General features: G+C 68.1%; 15 protein-coding genes. 3 read left to right on the forward strand and 12 right to left on the reverse strand.

Annotated features, from left to right (window positions below):
* Positions 1 to 117 precede the first annotated feature (117 nt).
* A complete protein-coding gene (locus MWN34_RS17335; protein WP_247030561.1) occupies positions 118 to 1,650 on the reverse strand; it encodes an acyl-CoA carboxylase subunit beta in 1,533 nt (510 codons plus the stop codon).
* A 174-nt stretch (positions 1,651 to 1,824) separates the two neighbouring features.
* Here MWN34_RS17335 and MWN34_RS17340 point away from each other — a divergent pair, with 174 nt between their 5' ends.
* A complete protein-coding gene (locus MWN34_RS17340; RefSeq protein WP_247030562.1) occupies positions 1,825 to 3,249 on the forward strand; it encodes a helix-turn-helix domain-containing protein in 1,425 nt (474 codons plus the stop codon).
* 144 nt (positions 3,250 to 3,393) lie between these two features.
* Here MWN34_RS17340 and glnT read toward each other — a convergent pair whose 3' ends face one another.
* The 5 genes from glnT to MWN34_RS17365 form a co-directional block, all read right to left on the reverse strand.
* A complete protein-coding gene (glnT, locus tag MWN34_RS17345) occupies positions 3,394 to 4,695 on the reverse strand; it encodes a type III glutamate--ammonia ligase (RefSeq protein ID WP_247030563.1) in 1,302 nt (433 codons plus the stop codon).
* Positions 4,696 to 4,799: 104 nt separating this feature from the next.
* On the reverse strand, positions 4,800 to 6,137 hold the full coding sequence (locus MWN34_RS17350; protein ID WP_247030564.1) for an FMN-binding glutamate synthase family protein: 1,338 nt from the start codon (positions 6,135 to 6,137) through the stop codon (positions 4,800 to 4,802).
* 8 nt (positions 6,138 to 6,145) lie between these two features.
* A complete protein-coding gene (locus MWN34_RS17355; protein WP_247030565.1) occupies positions 6,146 to 6,856 on the reverse strand; it encodes a GltB/FmdC/FwdC-like GXGXG domain-containing protein in 711 nt (236 codons plus the stop codon).
* 23 nt (positions 6,857 to 6,879) lie between these two features.
* Complete coding sequence (locus MWN34_RS17360; RefSeq protein ID WP_247030566.1) at positions 6,880 to 7,761, reverse strand: class II glutamine amidotransferase; 882 nt, start codon at positions 7,759 to 7,761, stop codon at positions 6,880 to 6,882.
* A gap of 253 nt (positions 7,762 to 8,014) precedes the next feature.
* Positions 8,015 to 8,665 carry a helix-turn-helix domain-containing protein gene (locus MWN34_RS17365; protein ID WP_247030567.1) on the reverse strand — a complete coding sequence of 217 codons (651 nt, stop codon included), beginning with the start codon at positions 8,663 to 8,665 and terminating at the stop codon, positions 8,015 to 8,017.
* A 446-nt stretch (positions 8,666 to 9,111) separates the two neighbouring features.
* Here MWN34_RS17365 and MWN34_RS17370 point away from each other — a divergent pair, with 446 nt between their 5' ends.
* The gene (locus MWN34_RS17370) at positions 9,112 to 10,464 is read left to right on the forward strand and encodes an MFS transporter (protein WP_247030568.1); all 1,353 of its coding nucleotides are present in this window, start codon (positions 9,112 to 9,114) and stop codon (positions 10,462 to 10,464) included.
* A 139-nt stretch (positions 10,465 to 10,603) separates the two neighbouring features.
* On the opposite strand, the gene folD is transcribed toward MWN34_RS17370, so the two are convergent.
* The 6 genes from folD to MWN34_RS17400 form a co-directional block, all read right to left on the reverse strand.
* Positions 10,604 to 11,476, reverse strand: a complete 873-nt coding sequence (gene folD, locus MWN34_RS17375; RefSeq protein WP_247030569.1) for a bifunctional methylenetetrahydrofolate dehydrogenase/methenyltetrahydrofolate cyclohydrolase FolD — start codon at positions 11,474 to 11,476, stop codon at positions 10,604 to 10,606.
* Between the two features lie 17 nt (positions 11,477 to 11,493).
* Positions 11,494 to 12,372 (reverse strand): formyltetrahydrofolate deformylase, encoded by an 879-nt coding sequence (gene purU / locus MWN34_RS17380; protein WP_247030570.1) that lies wholly within the window; start codon positions 12,370 to 12,372, stop codon positions 11,494 to 11,496.
* 177 nt (positions 12,373 to 12,549) lie between these two features.
* Entirely contained in the window at positions 12,550 to 13,200 is a 651-nt protein-coding gene (locus MWN34_RS17385; RefSeq protein WP_247030571.1) for a sarcosine oxidase subunit gamma, read from the reverse strand.
* Positions 13,193 to 16,156, reverse strand: a complete 2,964-nt coding sequence (locus tag MWN34_RS17390) for a sarcosine oxidase subunit alpha family protein (RefSeq protein WP_247030572.1) — start codon at positions 16,154 to 16,156, stop codon at positions 13,193 to 13,195. The genes MWN34_RS17385 and MWN34_RS17390 overlap by 8 nt, the downstream gene beginning before the upstream one ends.
* Positions 16,153 to 16,428, reverse strand: coding sequence for a sarcosine oxidase subunit delta (locus MWN34_RS17395; RefSeq protein WP_247030573.1), 276 nt, complete (start codon positions 16,426 to 16,428; stop codon positions 16,153 to 16,155). Before MWN34_RS17395 ends, MWN34_RS17390 begins: the two co-directional genes overlap by 4 nt.
* A complete protein-coding gene (locus tag MWN34_RS17400) occupies positions 16,428 to 17,678 on the reverse strand; it encodes a sarcosine oxidase subunit beta family protein (protein WP_247030574.1) in 1,251 nt (416 codons plus the stop codon). Before MWN34_RS17400 ends, MWN34_RS17395 begins: the two co-directional genes overlap by 1 nt.
* Positions 17,679 to 17,912: 234 nt before the next feature.
* Here MWN34_RS17400 and MWN34_RS17405 point away from each other — a divergent pair, with 234 nt between their 5' ends.
* Positions 17,913 to 18,881: a LysR family transcriptional regulator gene (locus MWN34_RS17405; RefSeq protein WP_247030575.1), complete on the forward strand. Its 969-nt coding sequence runs from the start codon at positions 17,913 to 17,915 to the stop codon at positions 18,879 to 18,881.

The following is an 18,881-nucleotide window of genomic DNA, read 5'->3' on the forward strand; positions in this document are numbered from 1 at the left end:
GGCGGGAGAGGCCGGCGCCTCAGGCGCCGGATGAGGGGTAGGGTGTCGGGGTTCGGGAAGAAGCGCAGGCTCCCTCACCCCACCCCTCTCCCTGTCAGGGAGAGGGAGCAGGTCGCGTCACAATGGCAGATTGTCGTGCTTCTTCGCGGGCGTCTCGACATGCTTGCTCCGCAGCATGGCGAGCGCGCGGGCGATGCGCTTGCGCGTGCTGCGCGGGGCGATGACCTCGTCGATATAGCCGCGCTCGGCGGCCACGAAGGGCGAGAGGAAGCGCTCCTCGTATTCGCGGGTGCGGGCGGCGATCTTTTCCGGGTCGTCGATATCGGCGCGGAAGATGATCTCGACCGCACCCTTGGCGCCCATCACCGCGATCTGCGCCGAGGGCCAGGCATAGTTGACGTCGCCGCCCACATGCTTGGAGGCCATCACGTCATAGGCGCCGCCGAAGGCCTTGCGGGTGATGACGGTGACGAGCGGCACGGTGGCCTCGCTATAGGCGAAGAGCAGCTTGGCGCCGTGCTTGATGAGCCCGCCATATTCCTGGCTCGTGCCGGGCAGGAAGCCGGGCACGTCGACGAAGGTCACGATCGGGATCTCGAAGGCATCGCAGAACCGCACGAAGCGGGCCGCCTTGCGCGAGGCGTCGGCGTCCAGCACGCCGGCCAGCACCATGGGCTGGTTCGCCACCACCCCGACCGTGCGCCCCTCGATCCGCCCGAAGCCGGTGACGATGTTGCGGGCGAAGCTCTCCTGAATCTCGAAGAAGTCGCCCTCGTCCACCACCTTCGCCACCAGTTCCTTGATGTCGTAGGGCTTGTTCGGATGGTCGGGGATCAGCGTGTCGAGCGAGGGGTCGAGCCGTTCGCCGGCATCGTGATGGGGCCATTCCGGCACGCCGGAGGCGTTGTTGGCCGGCAGGAAGTCGATCAGCCGGCGGATCTGCAGCAGGCATTCGACATCATTGTCGAAGGCGCCGTCGGCGACCGAGGACTTCGTGGTGTGCACCTTGGCCCCGCCCAGCTCCTCGGCGGTCACCGTCTCGTTAGTGACGGTCTTCACCACGTCCGGCCCGGTGACGAACATGTAGCTGGTGTCGCGCACCATGAAGATGAAATCGGTCATGGCCGGCGAATAGACGTCGCCGCCCGCGCAGGGGCCCATGATGACCGAGATCTGCGGGATCACGCCGGAGGCGACGACGTTGCGCTTGAACACTTCGCCATAGCCGCCGAGCGCCGCCACCCCTTCCTGGATGCGCGCGCCGCCGGCGTCGAACAGGCCGATGATCGGCGAGCGCGTCTTCAGCGCCATGTCCTGGATCTTGGTGATCTTGGCCGCATGGGTTTCCGACAGCGAACCCCCGAAGACGGTGAAGTCCTTGGCGAAGACGAAGACCTGCCGTCCGTTCACCGTGCCCCAGCCGGTGACGACGCCGTCGCCGGGGATCCGCGCCTTCTCCATGCCGAAATCGGTGCAGCGATGCTCGACGAAGCTGTCGAACTCCTCGAACGAGCCGTCGTCGAGCAGCAGTTCGATGCGCTCGCGGGCGGTGAGCTTGCCGCGCGTGTGCTGGGCCGCAATCCGCCTTTCCCCGCCGCCGAGCCGGGCTTCCGCCCGCCGCTGGTCGAGCTGTTCGACGATGTGCTTCATGTGACGCTCATCCCGGCTGCGCCCGCGCCCCTGCGCCGGCTTTCAAAGGTTCTAGGCGCTTGCCGCTCAAAACATAAGATGTGAAAATGCGGCAGGTGAAGTTGTGAAAATTTCACAACGTGACGGCTGGCGATCCCTTCGGGCCGGGCCTGAGCGTGTCACGAGCAGGGTTTCATGAGCAAGAAGGTGTTTGCTGGCCATGCCGTGCGCCATGTGCGCGAGCGGCTCGGCCTCACCCAGGTCGATTTCGCCCGGCGGCTGGCGCTTTCCACGAGCTACATCAACCAGATCGAGAGCAACCAGCGCCCGGTGACGGCGGCCGTGCTGCTCGCCATCAGCCGCACCTTCGACATCGACATCGCCCGCTTTTCGGCCGACGACCTCGACCGCATCGTCGCCGATCTGCGCGAGGCGCTGGCGGATCCGGTTTTTCGCGGGCTGGAGCCGAGCCTGCAGGACCTGAAGAACGCCACCACCCACGCCCCGGCCTTCGCCCACGCTTTCCTGCGCCTGCACGGGGCGATGCGGCGCATGGAGGAACGCCGCGCCGCCCTCGACGACGCGGTGGCGAGCGGGAAGGGCGAGGGTGCGCGCCACCTCGCGCCCTATGAGGAGGTGCGCGACCATTTCCACTACATCGACAATTATGTCGACGGGCTGGACCGTACCGCCGAGGAACTGAGCGCGCATCTCGATCTGTTTGCCCGCGAGGATGCCGGCGCGCTGATCGCGCGCCATCTGATGGACCGGCACGGCATCGGGGTCGAAGTCGCCGCGGTGGATGCGATCGAAGCGCCGCTGCTGCATTTCGACCGGCACCGGCGCGTGGCCACGCTGTCGCGCACGCTGGACCCGGCAAGCCGCGCCTTCCGCCTCGCCGCGCTGCTGGCGCGTTTCGAACAGGGCGAGCGCATCGACCAGCACATCTTCGAGGCCGGATTCCGCAGCGCCACCGCGCGTGAGGTCTGCCGGCTGTCGCTGCAGAACTATTATGCCGGCGCCCTGATCCTGCCCTATCGCCGTTTCGCCCGCTTGGCCCGCGAGCGGCGCCATGACCTCGACCGGCTCAGCATGATGACGGGGGCGAGCCTCGAGCAGGTCTGCCACCGGCTCTCGACGCTGCAGCGGCCGGGAGAGAAGGGCGTGCCGTTCTATTTCCTGAAGGTCGATCGCGCCGGCAACGTCATCAAGCGGCACAGCGCGACGCGCTTCCATTTCGCCCGCTATGGCGGTGCCTGTCCGGTGTGGAACGTGCACGAAGCCTTCGAGCAGCCGGCGCGCACGCTGGTCCAGCTCGGCGAGATGCCGGACGGCGTGCGCTATCTGTGCCTCGCCCGCGGTTCGGTGAAGCCTCCGGCGCGGCATGGCCTGCGCGAGCGACGCTTCGCGCTGGGCATAGGTTGCGAGCTCTCCCATGCGGGCGAGCTGGTCTATGCCGACGGCCTCGATCTGCGCGCGGCGGCGGTCGCTCCGCTCGGCGTCAATTGCCGCATCTGCCCGCGAGGGCAGTGCCCGGAGCGCGCCTTCCCCCCGCTCGACCGCGACATCGTGCTCGATCCCGACCGCCGCGACGTGGTGCCTTTCGCGGTGCGCGACTGACGCCCGCCGCGAAGGCCGGATCGGGATCGGCCTTCGCGGCGGGGCCCCGAGAGGTCGGCGCCGATGCGCGCCTGCGTCCCGTCATGCGACGGTCCGGGGTGTGCCTCGGTCCGCATGGGTGGACGGCAGAAGGAGACAGGACGATCAGATATCCAGCGTCGTGTCCCGCTCCCACTGGGTGAGATGGCGGGAATAGGCGTTCCATTCCTCGTGCTTCAGCTTGAGGAAGCCGTCGATCACCGGCGCGCCCAGCGCCGTGCGCAGCACGCTGGACTTTTCCAGCGCGCGCAGCGCGTCGAGCAGGTTCAGCGGCAGCTTCTTGGCGCCGCGCACCTTGTGGCCCTCGGTGTACATGTTGATGTCGAGCCGCTTGCCCGGATCACGCTGGTTCTGCATGCCGTCGAGGCCGGTGGCGAGCACCGCGGCGGGCATGAGATAGGGGTTCGCCGCGCCGTCGGCGAGGCGGAACTCGAACCGGCCGGGGTCGGGGATGCGGATCATGTGTGTGCGGTTGTTGCCGGTATAGGTCACGCTGCTCGGCGACCAGGTGGCGCCGGAAACCGTGCGTGGAGCGTTGATCCGCTTGTAGGAGTTCACCGTCGGGTTGGTGATGGCGCACAGCGCGTCGGCCGAGTGGATGAGCCCACCGATGAAATGGTAGCCGAGTTCGGAAACGCCGAGCTCGCCATCGGGATCGGAGAAGACGTTCTCCTCGCCGTTCCACATCGACACATGCATGTGGCAGCCCGAGCCGGTGAGGTCGATGAAGGGCTTGGGCATGAAGGTGGCGCGCAGGCCATGGGCCTCGGCGATGGTGCGCACCATGTATTTGAAGAAGACGTGACGGTCGGCGGTGACGAGGGCGTCGTCATAGTGCCAGTTCATCTCGAACTGGCCGTTGGCATCTTCGTGGTCGTTCTGGTAGCAGCCCCAGCCGAGCGTGTTCATCGCGTCCGAAATCTCGCGGATCACGTCGAAGCGGCGCATCAGGGCCGACTGGTCGTAGCAGGGCTTGATGGCGTTATCGGCGCCGTCCGAGATGCGGCTGCCGTCGGCGGATATGAGGAAGTACTCGCATTCCACGCCGGTCTTCATCTGGTAGCCGATGGAATCGGCGCCCATCATGGTGCGCTTCAGCACATTGCGCGGCGCCTGCGCCACCAGCTCGTCATTCATGACGAGGTCGGAGGCGAGCCAGCCGATCTCCGGCTTCCACGGCAGCTGGATCAGGCTGTCCGGGTCCGGCACCGCGAACAGGTCCGGGTCGGCCGGGCTCATGTCGAGCCAGGTTGCGAAGCCGGCGAAGCCTGCGCCGGTCTTCTGCATGGCGCCGATCGCCGGGGCGGGCACCAGCTTGGCCCTCAGCGAGCCGAACAGGTCCACATAGGAGACGAGGAAATACTTGATGCCGAGCTCTTTGGCGGCATGGGAGAGGTCGTTGGCCATCGCGATCGTGGTTCCGTGCTGTTCCCCGGCCCGTTCGGGCTCGTGTCGTCGTGCAAATAGCCTGCCGGCCGGCGTCCCGAGGGACGGCCGGCCGGTGAAAGCGTTCAGAAATTCCCGTTGACGCCGGGGATCCAGCTGGTCCCGGCAAGCGGCACATTCGCCATGGCCGCGGCCTCGATCGTCAGCGCGACGAGGTCATCCGGCTCCAGATTGTGCACGTGGCTCTTGCCGCAGGCGCGCGCGATGGTCTGACATTCCAGCGTCAGCACCGCGAGATAATTGGCGAGCCGGCGGCCGGCCGCGACCGGATCGAGCCGTGCCATCAGCGCCGGGTCCTGCGTGGTGATGCCGGCCGGGTCGCGGCCTTCGTGCCAGTCGTCATAGGCGCCGGGCTTCGTCCCGAGGGCCTCGTATTCGGCGGCGTAACGCGGGTCGTTGTCGCCGAGCGCGACGAGGGCGGCGGTGCCGATGGCAACCGCATCCGCGCCGAGCGCCAGCGCCTTCGCCACGTCGGCCCCGTTGCGGATGCCGCCGGAAACGATGAGCTGCACCTTGCGATGCATGCCGAGGTCCTGCAACGCCTTCACCGCCTGCCGCACCGCGGCGAGGGTCGGAATGCCGACATGCTCGATGAATACGTCCTGCGTCGCAGCCGTGCCGCCCTGCATGCCGTCCACCACCACGACATCGGCGCCGGACTTCACGGCGAGTGCGGTGTCGTAATAGGGGCGCGCGGCGCCGACCTTCACATAGATCGGCTTCTCCCAGTCGGTGATCTCGCGCAGTTCCCCGATCTTGATCTCGAGGTCGTCCGGCCCGGTCCAGTCCGGGTGGCGGCAGGCGGAGCGCTGGTCGATGCCGGGCGGCAGGGTGCGCATCTTCGCGACGCGGTCGGTGATCTTCTGGCCGAGCAGCATGCCGCCGCCGCCGGGCTTGGCGCCCTGGCCGACCACCACCTCGATGGCGTCGGCCTTGCGCAGGTCGTCCGGGTTCATGCCGTAGCGCGAGGGCAGGTACTGGTAGACGAGGGTCTTCGAGTGGCCGCGCTCCTCCTGCGTCATGCCGCCGTCGCCGGTGGTGGTGGAGGTGCCCATGGCCGAGGCGCCGCGTCCGAGGGCTTCCTTGGCGTTGGCCGAGAGCGAGCCGAAGCTCATGCCGGCGATGGTGACCGGGATCTTCAGCTCGATCGGCTTCTTCGCGAAGCGGGTGCCGAGCACCACCGAGGTGTCGCAGCGCTCGCGATAGCCTTCGAGCGGATAGCGCGACATCGAGGCGCCGAGGAACAGCAGATCGTCGAAATGGGGCACCTTGCGCTTCGCACCGGCGCCGCGGATGTCATAGATGCCGGTGGCTGCGGCGCGGCGGATCTCCGAGAGCGTATAGTCGTCGAAGGTCGCGGAGGTGCGGGGCAGGGTGCGCGGGGTGTTGGTGATGTCGTTCATCGCGCGCCTCAGTAGCTCGACACGTTGTCGACGTGGAAATGATAGAGGGTCCGGGCCGAGCCGTAGCGGCGGAATTCGCCGAGATCGACCTCGCCCGCCAGGCCGGCGGCTTCCAGCTTCGCGGCGAGGAGGGCGCGGTGCTCGTCTCGCATCTCCTTCTCGATGCAGTCGGCGCCGAGGCTCGCCACCGAGCCGCGCACGAAGAGCTTCGCCTCATAGAGGCTGTCGCCCAGTGCCTCGCCGGCATCGCCGAGCACCACGAGGCTGCCGGCCTGCGCCATGAAGGCACTCATATGGCCGACCGAGCCCTTCACGACGATGTCGATGCCCTTCATCGAGATGCCGCAGCGCGCCGAGGCGTTGCCGTCGATCACCAGCAATCCGCCATTGCCGGTGGCGCCCGCCGCCTGGCTGGCATCGCCCGTCACATGGACGGAGCCGCTCATCATGTTCTCGGCGACGCCGACGCCGGCATTTCCGTTCACCACGATGCGGGCCTGTTTGTTCATGCCGCCGCAGTAATAGCCGACATGGCCGTCGATCTCGATCGTCACCGGCGCGTCGACGCCTGCGGCGATGGCGTGCAGGCCGCGCGGGTTGAGCACCCGCCACAGCGTCTCGTTGGTGGCATTCAAGGCGTGGAGCGCGCCGTTCAGCTCGCGCAGGGTGGAGGTCGAGAGATCGACGATGCGGGCGTCGTCGGAACCGAGGCTCTTCATGGCAAGGTTTGTCCCGGCTGACATCAGGCGGCCCGCTCCCAGAAATAGACCTTCGCCGGTTCCGGCTCCCAGACGCGGGCCTTGCCGATCTCCGGCAGGTCGACGAGGGCGCGGTATTCCGAGCCGAAGGCGACATACTGGTCGGTCTCGGCCATCACCGCCGGCTTGCAGGCGATCGGGTCGCGCAGCACGCCGAAACCGCTCTCGGTACCGACGACGAAGGTGTAGAAGCCGTCAAGGTCTTCGAGCGAATGCTCCAGCGCGCTGCCGAGGCTGTCGCCGCCCTTCATGCGGTGGGTGAGATAGGCCGCGGCGACCTCGCTGTCGTTCTGGGTGGCGAGGCGCAGGCCCTCGCGCTCCAGCTCGCGGCGCACGCCGGCATGATTGGAGAGCGAGCCATTGTGCACGAGACACTGGTCGGGGCCGGTGGAGAAGGGGTGGGCGCCGTCCGTCGTCACCGCGCTTTCGGTCGCCATGCGGGTGTGGCCGATGGCGTGGGTGCCCGCCATCCCGGCGAGGTTGAAGCGCTTCGCCACATCCGCCGGCAGCCCGACCTCCTTGTAGAGCTCCATGCGGGAGCCCGAGGAGATGACCGCGACCTCGGGGGCGAGAGTGGCGATCCGGGCCCGCACCTCGATCTCGCGCCCGGCGGGAATTGTGAGCACGGCATGGGTGTCGCGCGGGGCGACGGGCAGGCCGAGTCTGCCGCCGAGCGCGGCGAAATCCGTGCCCGCCGGCCCGCGCAGGGTGAGCTTGACCGCGCCCGGCGCGCCCGCGCCATAGACCGCGAAGCCCGCCGAATCCGGCCCACGGTCGCACATCACGTCGAGCATGGTCGAAAGCAGGCCGCCGAGCTCGGGCTCAAGCTTCGGATCCTTGATGAAGAGGCCGACAATGCCGCACATGGCAGGGGCTCCAGAAGGGAAAATGGCGCCACTGCGCCTTGCCGACCTTTGTAGAAGCGACGAAGGGCTGCGTCAATCTACGGAATAAAATTTTCTTCTAGAGAAACATTTTGCGCGTATCGATGCTGTGCGCAGGTGCCGGCGCGTGTCGCGGGTATTGCTGAGAGCCGCGACGGTCGCCAGTGGACTCGCACAGCTCGTCCACCTCGCCGGCCACGGCAGAATGGGCTCGGACGGTCCCGTTGTTCGCCGTTCAGTCCGGCTGGCGCGGATACATGATGATGGAGAGATAGGTCATCGGCCGCACCACCAGGTCGGCCGGCCCGTGGGGGGCGGCGCTGTCGAACAGCAGCGAATCTCCTGGCCGCAGATGGTAGGTGCGCTCGCCGTGCCGGTACACCACCTCGCCGGTGAGCATGTAGATGAACTCCACCCCGGCATGCTGGAAGCCGGTATAGGGCACGGCCTCCTCGCTGAGCGTGATCAGATACGGCTCGACCGCGACCTCGCCGCCGAGCGCATGGCCGAGCAATTCGTATTGATGGCCGACCTTGGTGCCGCGCCGCTCGATATGCACGCCCTGTCCGGCGGGCACATAGGAGCAGTCGCGTTTCTCCTCGAAGCGGGAAAACAGCGAGGAGAGCGGCGCATTGAGCGCCCCGGCGATGGATTGCAGCGTGCCGAGCGAAGGGGAGATCAGTCCGTTCTCGATCTTGGACAACATGCCGACCGAGATGCCGGCGGCGCTGGCGAGGTCGGAAACGGTGAGCTCCAGCCGCCGGCGGATACTGCGTACCTGCAGGCCGAGAGCCTGTTCCAGCGTGCGCTGGCCGGAATCGGGCGCACCGGATCCGGTGTGCAAATCCTCGGTGCTATCGGCGGCGGCGCTCGGCTTCCGGCTCATCGTCCCTCCCTCTGGTCACGCTGGGGCGCGGTTCGCCGCGCCCGATTTTACCGGACACTCTAGAACATTTTCCGCCAAAGATGTCCGCAGCCGATCCGGCAACTGCCCGGCGCATTCACAATGGGAGGAAGCGGCGTTCATTTGGCCGTGTGACCGGTCACCGTTGCGCAGCGCGCGACGCGGTCGGGCTGTTACCACGTGCCTGCACAAGCCGTCGGCAGGACGGAGCGCGGGTGGCGGGGGCGGCTGTCGGCAATAAAATTGCGTGGCGCTAGCCATCTACGACCATGGAATTATGCGATCGTCACGCCGGGGGGTTCATCCGGTGCCCTCTTTGGGTATATGACGGGCCCAATCTCAGCCGGCCGGCAGCCTCGTGCGCCCGCCGCGCATACGTGCCGGTGTGGCCGCCTCGTGCCGGCACGCCGTTTCCGGAGCCTGTGAACATGTCCTTTGCCGCCGCCGCGGAGCCGACTTCGCCCGCCATCGCCAATCCTCGCTCCCGCGTCATCTTCGCGAGCCTGATCGGCACCACCATCGAGTTCTATGATTTCTACGTCTACGCCACCGCCGCCGTGCTGGTGTTCCCGCATCTGTTCTTCCCGGCCGGCGACGACACCGTAGCGCTGCTGGCCTCGCTCGCCGTGTTCGGCGCGGCGATGGTGGCGCGCCCGCTCGGGGCGATCGTGTTCGGCCATCTCGGCGACAAGCGCGGGCGCAAGGTCACGCTGGTCGGCGCGCTGCTCACCATGGGCATCGCGACCTTCCTGATCGGCGCGCTGCCGACCTATGCGATGGTCGGCTGGCTGGCACCGCTGCTGCTCGTGCTGCTGCGCATCGCACAGGGCTTCGCGCTCGGCGGGGAATGGAGCGGCGCGGCCCTCGTCGCCACCGAGAATGCGCCCGCCGGCAAGCGCGCGGTTTACGGCACCTTCCCGCAGCTCGGCGCGCCGCTCGGCTTCATTATCTCGAACGGCCTGTTCATCCTCATCGCCATCCTGCTGCCCTCGGACGATCCCTCGCGCCCCTCGCAGGCCTTCCTCGACTGGGGCTGGCGGATCCCGTTCCTGTTCTCTGCGGTGATGGTGATCGTCGGGCTGTGGGTGCGGCTGAACCTCGTGGAAAGCGCCGCCTTCGAGCGCACGGTGAAGACCGGGCAGGTGAAGCGCGTGCCGCTGGCCGAGGCCTTCCGCAACCATTGGAAGGCGATGGTGCTCGGCACCTTCTACATGCTCGCCACCTATGTGCTGTTCTACCTGATGACCACCTTCTCGCTGAGCTATGGCCGCGCTGCGCCGGGCGCTGCGGTGCCGGGGCTCGGCTACGACTACCGCACCTTCGTGCTGATGATGATCGGCGGCGTGGTGTTCTTCGGTATCTTCACCTTGCTGTCCGGCCCGTGGGCCGACCGCTGGGGCCGCCGCCGGACGCTGATCGTCATCACGCTCGGCATCATCGCCTTCGGCCTCGTCTGGGTGCCGATGCTGGCGGCCGGCCCGGTGGGCGTGATGGCGTGGCTCATCCTCGGCTTCAGCCTGATGGGCATGACCTTCGGGCCGATGGGCGCGCTGCTGCCGGAGCTGTTTCCGGCCAATGTGCGCTACACCGGCTCGGGCATCGCCTACAACATGTCGTCGATCCTCGGAGCCGCGGTCGCGCCCTTCATCGCGGTGGCGCTGTGGCGCTACGGCAATGGCAGCCCGTTCTGGGTCGGCGTCTACCTGTCCTCCATGGCGACGCTGACGCTGATCGCGCTGCTGCTCGGCCGCGAGACCAGGGACGTGAACATCGAGCACTGAGTGCCGCATCCGCAATGAAGACAGGCCCGCGACGGGAAAGCGTCGCGGGCCTGTCTGTTTCCAGCGACCATGGACCGTTATGCCGCCCGCAGGGAAAGCGGAGAGACGGGATGACGACAGCAGGCGATGCCTGCCGACTTCAGCCTTCCGCCTGCCGCGTCGCCGCGGTCAGCGTGTTCTGCAGCAGGCAGGCGATCGTCATCGGCCCCACGCCGCCCGGTACCGGGGTGATGGCGCCGGCGATGCCCTGCGCCTCGGCGAAGGCGACGTCGCCGACGAGCCGGCTTTTTCCGTCCGCGCCGCTCACGCGGTTGATGCCGACGTCGATCACGCTCGCACCCGGCTTGATCCAGTCGCCGCGGATCATTTCCGGCCGGCCCACCGCCGCGATCAGGATATCGGCCTGCCGGCATTCGGCAGGCAGATCCTTCGTGCGGGAATGGGCGATGGTCACCGTGCAATCCTCGCGCAGCAGGAGCTGGGCGATGGGCTTGCCGACGATATTGGAGCGCCCCACCACCACCGCCTTCAGCCCGGCGAGCGAGCCGAGCCGGTCCTTCAGCAGCATCACGCAGCCGAGCGGGGTGCAGGGCACCAGCGCGTCGAGCCCGACCGCGAGGCGGCCGGCATTCACCACGTGGAAGCCGTCGACATCCTTGGTCGGGTCGATGGCGGCCAGCACCTTCTGGGTGTCGATATGGGCGGGGAGCGGAAGCTGTACGAGGATGCCGTTCACCGCCGGGTCGGCATTGAGATCGGCGAGCAGCGCGAGAACCTCATCCTCACGGGCGCTTTCGGGCAGCAGGTGCTCGAAAGAGGCCATGCCGACCTCCACCGTCTGCTTCGCCTTGTTGCGCACATAGACCGAGCTGGCCGGATCGCTGCCCACCAGCACCACCGCAAGGCCGGGCGGCGTGCCGTGCGCAGCGGTGTAGGCCGCGACCTCGCCCTTGAGCCGTGCGCGCAGACCTTCGGCGAAGGCCTTGCCGTCGATGATCGCGGTCTCGACCATGATGCGGATCTCCCGGTTCAGTCGCGGAACACGACGGTCTTGTGGCCGTTCGCCAGCACCCGGTCGTCGAGGTGCCAGGCGAGGGCGCGGGCGAGCACGCGGCGCTCGATGTCGCGGCCCTTGCGCACCAGATCTTCGGCGGAATCGATGTGGCTGATGCGCTCCACGTCCTGCTCGATGATCGGCCCCTCGTCGAGGTCGGAGGTGACGTAGTGCGCCGTGGCGCCGATCAGCTTCACCCCGCGCGCATGGGCCTGATGATAGGGCTTCGCGCCCTTGAAGCCGGGCAGGAAGGAGTGGTGGATATTGATGCAGCGCCCGGAAAGCTTGGCCGACAGCCCGTCGGACAGCACCTGCATGTAGCGCGCGAGCACGGCGAGTTCGGAGCCGGTGGTGCGGAACAGCTCCCAGACCTGCGCCTCCTGCTCCATCTTGGTCGCCTTGGTGATCGGCAGGTAATGGAACGGGATGTCCGCGAAATCGAGATGGGCATAGGTCTCGCGCGGATAATTGGCGACGATCGCGGTGATCTCCATCGCGATCTCGCCGATGCGCCAGCGATAGAGCAGGTCGGCGAGGCAATGGTCGAATTTCGAGACCAGCAGCATGACCCGCTTCTTCTGCGCCCGCGGGCGGATCTGCCAGCCCAGTGCGAAGCGGGTGGCGATGGCGCCGAAGCCTTCCTTCAGGCTCTCTAGCGCTGCCTCGCCGTCGAACACCACCCGCATGAAGAAGCGGCCGCTTTCGGTGTCGTCGAATTGTTGGGCCTCGAGGATGTTGCAGCCCTGTTGGAACAGGTAGGTCGCGACCCCGGCGACGATGCCCGGCTGGTCGGGGCAGGAGAGGGTGAGGACATAGGCCTCGCGGACGGCGGCAGGCGGAACGGCTTCGCTCATGGGCTTTTTAAATCCATCGCAGGGCGCGGCGGCACCTCGCGCACCGGCTTCATCGCCGGCGCTCGACGGCAAGGGGACATGCCGCGTGTGTAAAGGAAAACAGGGTGCGGAGGAAAGCGCGGCAGCCGCGACATGAAGGTCGGTCATGCGCCGGGGCGGCGCATGACCGCAGGCGCATCAGCCGCGCCCGGTACCTCGTCCTGCTTCGAGGCGAAAACCATATTCCAGAGCGCTGGCAGCCAGAGTGCGGGAGAAGGAGGCGGCAAGGCTGGTGCCGACCAGCAGACGCACCCGATCCGCATCCAGCTTCCAGAGCATGAGACCCATATGCGCGGTGCTGGTCACCGCGACGCTGCCGGCCGGGAAGACCGTGGGGTCGAGGTCTATCGCCACCAGCTTGGCCAGCAGCTCGGGCACGCACGGGCCCGAGAGGTCGAAGGCGACATAGGCGTCGTCCTGCGCGGTGACGGTGGCAGTGGAACCCAGCGTCGCGGCGAGGTCGCCGGCAAGATCGGTCGCCTCTTCCGAGCAGGCCAGCCAGCGGCCGGGGCCGGTCCCGAAACATACGAACCCCTTGCCCTGATGTCCCTTGCCCTGCGCGGCGAAGGGGCCGTCCGGCAGAGAGACGGCATGTTCGCGCGCCGCGGCAAGGGCGAGGGCGGCCTCCTGGCCACGCCGCACCGTGAGGGTCGCAAACGCCAGGTTCTCGCGCCACAGCGCGGTGACGCCGGGCGCGCCCGGCGTGCCGTGAAGGCCGGGAGCGACGGGGCGGGTCCAGACGAAGGGCTTATCGGTGACGTTCATGATGTTCGCCGCAGTCTCAGCCACGCAGCCGCTCTCCCTTGGGATCGAGGAAACAGGGGGCGCAGATCTCGACCTCGACATCCCCGCCGCGCACCGGATCATGGGCGCGCACCTTTTCGCCAATGCGCTCCTGCCCGCGGCGGATGAGGCCGAGGCCGATCCAATGGCCGAGGTTGGGCGAATAGGCCACCGAGGTCATGTAGCCTTGATCGTGGGCGGCATCCGCCGGCCCGCCCACCGGCACGAAATGGGCGCCGGCGCGCAGCCGCTCCGCCGGGTTCACCGGCCTGAAGCCGGCGAGCGAGGGACGTTCCGGGTCGGTGAGGCCGGGGCGGGCGGCCATGATCCGGCCCACATAGTCCTTCTTGGTCGAGGCCATGCGACCGAGGCCGAGATCGCCCGCCGTGGTCTGGCCCGACAGCTCGTTGCCGGAGACATGGCCCTTTTCGATGCGCATGACGCCGAGCGCCTCGACGCCATAGGGCGTGATGTCGAACGGTGCGCCCGCCGCCATCAGCGCCCGTGCAAGGTCCTCGCCCCGGCGCGCCGGCACCGCGATCTCGTAGCCGAGCTCGCCGGAGAAGGAGACGCGGAAGATGCGCGCCTTCACCCCGCCCAGGACGCGCGCCTCGGCAACGCCCATGAACGGGAGAGCCGAGTCCGACACATCGGTGCCGGGATCGACCACGCCGACCAGCACTTCCCGGGCGCGGGGCCCGGCAATGGCGATCTGCGCCCACTGCTCGGAAATCGAGGCGAGCTGCACGTCGAGCTCGGGCCACAGCACCTGCAGGCAGAATTCCAGATGCTGGAAGACCTTGGCCGCATTCGCGGTGGTGGTGGTCATGACGTAATGCTGTTCGCCGAGCCGGGCGGTGGTGCCGTCGTCCATCACCATTCCATCCTCGCGCAGCATCACGCCATAGCGCGCCTTGCTGATGGCGAGCGTCGAGAAGGTGTTGATGTAGACCCGGTCGAGGAAGACCCCGGCATCCGGTCCCTGCAGGTCAATCTTGCCGAAGGTGGAAACGTCGATCATGCCGACCCCGGAGCGCACGGCCTTCACCTCGCGATTGACGCTCTCCAGCCAGTCGCTCTCACCGGCGCGGGGAAAATACTGAGCGCGCAGCCATGCCCCGGTTTCGATGAAGACGGCGCCCTGCTCGTCCGCCCAGCCATGGGTCGGGGTGAGGCGCACCGGGCGGAACTCGGTGCCGCGGTGATGCCCTGCCAGCGCGCCGATGGCGACCGGGGTGAAGGGCGGGCGGAAGATGGTGGTGCCGGTCGCCTCGATGCCCGCGCCGGTGAGTTCCGCCATGATGGCAAGGCCGGTGACGTTGGAGGTCTTACCCTGATCGGTCGCCATGCCGAGCGTGGTGTAGCGTTTCAGGAGCTCGACCGAACGGAAGCCTTCCTTGTGGGCGATGGCGACATCCTTCGCCGTCACGTCGTTCTGCGGATCGACGAAGGCCGGCCCGCGGCTGCCCGCGACATGCCAGAAGGCGGCGAGGGCGACGCTTTCGTCCTCCGCGCGCGGCGCGTCGAGGGCGGGCGCGGCAAACCCGGTGTCGCGGGCAGCCGCCGCACCGGCCTCAAAGCCTTCACGGAAGGCGCCGGCGAGGGAGAAGGTGCCCCCCGCCGCGCCGGCGACGCTGAGCCCGGGGGGCAACGCGCCGGGCACGAAGGCGGCGATGTCCTCCCGCCACACCGGTCGCCCGCCATGGTGGCAGGTGAGATGGACGTTGGGCGACCAGCCGCCGGACACCGCAAGGCCGTCTACCGCAATGCGGTCGGTGCGGCTGCCGGAGGCGATGTCGATGCGGGCGAGAGTCTTGCCGGCGGTGCCGGCCACTACCCCGCCGGCGATTACCCGGATGCCGAGCGCTTTGGCCCTCTCCAGCAATGCGGGCGCGATCGTGGGGCGCACATCGGCGATGGCCGCCACTTCGATGCCCGCCGCACGGGCGGCGAAAGCCGAGCGCCACGCACCGTCATTGTTCGCGAACACCGCCAGCCGCTTCGCCGCCGCCACGCCGTAGCGGTTGGCATAGGTCTCGACCGCGCCGGCCGCCATCACGCCCGGCCGGTCATTGCCGCCGAACACGATAGGCCGCTCGATGGCGCCGGCCGCCAGCACCGCACGCCGCGCCACGATGCGCCACAGCCGCTGGCGCGGCTGAAAGGGCAGAGGCTCGCGCAGATGGTCCGACACCCGTTCCAGAGCGCCATAGGTGCCGCCGTCATAGACGCCGAACACCGAGGTGCGGGTCATGATGCGCACATTGGGCAGGGCGCCGAGTTCGGCGATGGTCGCTGCGGCGAAGGCGTGTCCGGGCGCGCCGTCGATCTCGTGCGTCTCGGCGTTCAGCCGTCCGCCGGGCAGGGCGTCCTCATCGGCGAGGATGACCCGCGCCCCCGCAAGCGCCGCGGTCTTCGCCGCCATGAGCCCGGCCGGGCCGGCGCCGATCACCAGCACGTCGCAGAAGGCGTTGGCCTTCTCGTAATGGTCCGGGTCGTCGCCCTCCGCAGCCCGGCCGAGGCCTGCGGCGCGGCGGATGAAGGGCTCATAGAGCTTTTCCCAGAAGCTCGAGGGCCACATGAAGGTTTTGTAGTAGAAGCCGGCGCCGAGGAACGGGGCGACGAGGCGGTTGACCGACAGAATGTCGAGATCGAGCGAGGGCCAGCGGTTCTGGCTGGTCGCTTCCAGTCCCTCATAGAGCTCGGTGACGGTGGCCCGGCTGTTCGGCTCGCGCCGTGCGCCGGAACGCAACTCGACCAGCGCGTTCGGCTCTTCCGGCCCGGCGGAGACGATGCCGCGCGGACGGTGATATTTGAACGAGCGGCCGACCAGCTTCACGTCATTGGCCAGCAGCGCCGAGGCCAGCGTGTCGCCGGCAAAGCCGGTGTAGCGGCGGCCGTCGAATGTGAAGGCGAGCGGTCGGCTGCGGTCGATCAGCCCGCCCGTGGCGAGGCGGCTCATCGCGCGACCTCCGCCTTGGGCCGGGCAAAGACGGCGCCCGAGATGAGATGTGTGCGGGTGTCGCGCAAAACCTTCAGCCACTGCCGGCAGCCGGAGGCGTGGAACCACAATTCCTCCAGCGGCCCGGCCGGGTTGTCGCGCAGATAGACGTAATCGAAGAATGCGTCCTCCGCGCCCGGCGCCGCAGGGTCGGGACGGGTGGGGGCCGCATCGCCGAGATAGCTGAACTCGCTCGAGTCGCGCGGGCCGCAATAGGGGCATGGAATGCGCATCAGTGCAGGTTCGGCTGGGCGCCGACTCCCTTTTCGTCGATGAGATGTCCAGTGCGGAAGCGGTCGAGCCGCATGGCGCTCGCGGTTTCGTGCGGCGCGTCCTTTGCCAGAAGATGGGCGAAGCACCAGCCCGAGGCCGGAGTCGCCTTGAAGCCGCCATAGCACCAGCCGGCATTGAGATAGAGCCCCGGTCGCGGCGTGCGGTCGATGATCGGCGAACCGTCCATCGACATGTCCATGATGCCGCCCCAGTGGCGCAGCAGCCGCACCCGCCCGATGCGCGGCATCAACGCCATGCCGCCCTCGGCGACATCCTCGATGACCGGGAGATTGCCGCGCTGGGCGTAGGAATTGTAGCCGTCGATGTCGCCGCCGAAGACGAGGCCGCCCTTGTCGGACTGGCTGATGTAGAAATGCCCGGCGCCGAAGGTGACGACGCCGTCGATCAGCGGCTTCAGTCCTTCCGAGACGAAGGCCTGCAGCACATGGCTCTCGATCGGCAGCCGCAGCCCGGCCTTTGCCGCGACCCGCGAGGAACTGCCGGCGACCGCGAGCCCCACCTTGCCGGCACGGATCGGTCCGCGCGTGGTCTCAACGCCGGTGATTGTGCTGCCCTCGGAGAGGAAGCCGGTGACTTCGCAGTTCTGGATGATGTCGACGCCGAGCCGGTCCGCCGCGCGGGCATAGCCCCACACCACCGCATCGTGCCGCGCCGTGCCACCGCGCCGCTGCAGCAGGCCGCCGCGGATGGGGAAGCGTGCATTGGCGAAGTCGAGGAAGGGATACATCGCGCGGACGCCCTCGGCGTCGAGCAGCTCGGAATCGACCCCGTTCAGCCGCATCGCATTGCCACGCCGGGCATAGGCATCGCGCTGGGCGTCGGAGTGATAGAGGTTCAGCACGCCGCGCTGGCTGACCATGGCGTTGTAGTTCAGCTCGCGCTCCAGCCCTTCCCACAGCTTCATCGACCATTCGTAGAACGGCTCGTTGCCGGGCAGCAGGTAGTTGGAGCGAACGATGGTGGTGTTCCGCCCGGCATTGCCGGAGCCGATAACGCCCTTCTCGATCACGGCGACATTGCGGATGCCGTGAACCTTGGCGAGGTAATAGGCCGTCGCCAGCCCATGGCCCCCGCCGCCGACGATGACGACGTCATAGGCCGGCTTCGGCGCCGCATCGCGCCACGCCGGCTTCCAGCCGCGCTGCCCGGAGAGGCCGTTGAGAAGAACGCTGAGAAAGGAATAGCGCATGCGGCGCGGTCCGGTTGATATGTCGAATTGACTATAGAATGGGAGAAGGATGGTGGTAATATAAGTTTTGTTTATAGTCTGGATGCCAATGGCTACCGTCATTCCGGGCGGCTGGCGGGCGATCCGGGATCACGCCGCAGGGCTGGTCCTCGTCACGCGGAGGCCGGTCCTGGCTCGGTGTTTCGCTTCGGCCGGGATGACGGTCTCCCACACCCCACCCGCTGCAGGAGCCCTATGTCCCCGCCAGACAGCCTGCCCTTCGACCTGCGTGCGCTCGAACTCTTTCTCGCCGTGTGCGATGCCGGCAGCATGGCGGAGGCGGCGCGCAGGCTCGGGCTGACCCAGCCCGCCATGTCGCAGGCGGTCGCGGAGATCGAGCGGCGCACCGGCGTCGCGCTGTTCGATCGCGCCACCCGTCCGCTGGCCCTCACCGCCGCCGGCGCCCTGCTGCGGCAGCGGGCCGGGGCATTGCTGGCCGAAGCCCGGCAGATCGGCCCTATGCTCCGCGACACCGAGCATGGGCGGCTGCCATTGGTCCGCGCCGGGCTGGTCGATTCCCTCTCGCGCACGCTGATGGCTCCGCTCGCCGGACGGCTGCGGCGGGCGGCGGACGAGGTGTCGCTCCTCTCCGGCCTCACATCCTCCCATGTCAGCGCGCTGCTCACGCGCCAGCTCGACCTGCTGGTCGGGGCGGGCGATCTCGACGAGATCGAGGGGCTGGAACGCTGGCCGCTGCTCGGTGAACCCTATGTGCTGCTCCTGCCGGCGGACTGGCCGGTGCCCGCGTCCCCTACGGATCTCGCCGCGCTAGCGAAGCGGGGCCCGCTGGTGCGCTACAGCGCGCGCTCGCATACCGGGCTCGAGATCGAGCGCCATCTTCGCCGCCTCAGGCTGGAGATTCCCCGGCGCATCGAGTTCGACACACCTTTCGGCGTGACGGCGGCGGTCGTCGGCGGAGAAGGCTTCGCCATCACCACGCCGCTCTGCCTGTATGAGGCCGGCTTCCCGCTTCAGGGTTTCGCCTGCCACGCTTTGCCGGGCCCGCGTCTGTCGCGCCGGCTCACCCTGATCGCCCGTCGCCACGAACTCGGCCGCCTGCCCAGCGACCTCGCGGTCTTCTGCCGGGCACGGCTGGCCGCTCAACAGAACGCCATCCGCACGCTGGCCGGCATGGCAGGAGAGGGGTTTGTGGTGGAGGAGTGA

Origin of the sequence: Ancylobacter crimeensis, from assembly GCF_023016805.1 — a bacterium.
In the GTDB taxonomy this organism is placed as follows: domain Bacteria; phylum Pseudomonadota; class Alphaproteobacteria; order Rhizobiales; family Xanthobacteraceae; genus Ancylobacter; species Ancylobacter crimeensis.

What these genes read in the sequence shown, in the direction of transcription:
- MWN34_RS17335 (WP_247030561.1), bottom strand. Translation starts at nt 1,650, where the DNA reads ATGAAGCACATCGTCGAACAGCTCGACCAGCGGCGGGCGGAAGCCCGG.
- MWN34_RS17340 (WP_247030562.1), top strand. Translation starts at nt 1,825, where the DNA reads ATGAGCAAGAAGGTGTTTGCTGGCCATGCCGTGCGCCATGTGCGCGAG.
- glnT (WP_247030563.1), bottom strand. Translation starts at nt 4,695, where the DNA reads ATGGCCAACGACCTCTCCCATGCCGCCAAAGAGCTCGGCATCAAGTAT.
- MWN34_RS17350 (WP_247030564.1), bottom strand. Translation starts at nt 6,137, where the DNA reads ATGAACGACATCACCAACACCCCGCGCACCCTGCCCCGCACCTCCGCG.
- MWN34_RS17355 (WP_247030565.1), bottom strand. Translation starts at nt 6,856, where the DNA reads ATGAAGAGCCTCGGTTCCGACGACGCCCGCATCGTCGATCTCTCGACC.
- MWN34_RS17360 (WP_247030566.1), bottom strand. Translation starts at nt 7,761, where the DNA reads ATGTGCGGCATTGTCGGCCTCTTCATCAAGGATCCGAAGCTTGAGCCC.
- MWN34_RS17365 (WP_247030567.1), bottom strand. Translation starts at nt 8,665, where the DNA reads ATGAGCCGGAAGCCGAGCGCCGCCGCCGATAGCACCGAGGATTTGCAC.
- MWN34_RS17370 (WP_247030568.1), top strand. Translation starts at nt 9,112, where the DNA reads ATGTCCTTTGCCGCCGCCGCGGAGCCGACTTCGCCCGCCATCGCCAAT.
- folD (WP_247030569.1), bottom strand. Translation starts at nt 11,476, where the DNA reads ATGGTCGAGACCGCGATCATCGACGGCAAGGCCTTCGCCGAAGGTCTG.
- purU (WP_247030570.1), bottom strand. Translation starts at nt 12,372, where the DNA reads ATGAGCGAAGCCGTTCCGCCTGCCGCCGTCCGCGAGGCCTATGTCCTC.
- MWN34_RS17390 (WP_247030572.1), bottom strand. Translation starts at nt 16,156, where the DNA reads ATGAGCCGCCTCGCCACGGGCGGGCTGATCGACCGCAGCCGACCGCTC.
- MWN34_RS17395 (WP_247030573.1), bottom strand. Translation starts at nt 16,428, where the DNA reads ATGCGCATTCCATGCCCCTATTGCGGCCCGCGCGACTCGAGCGAGTTC.
- MWN34_RS17400 (WP_247030574.1), bottom strand. Translation starts at nt 17,678, where the DNA reads ATGCGCTATTCCTTTCTCAGCGTTCTTCTCAACGGCCTCTCCGGGCAG.
- MWN34_RS17405 (WP_247030575.1), top strand. Translation starts at nt 17,913, where the DNA reads ATGTCCCCGCCAGACAGCCTGCCCTTCGACCTGCGTGCGCTCGAACTC.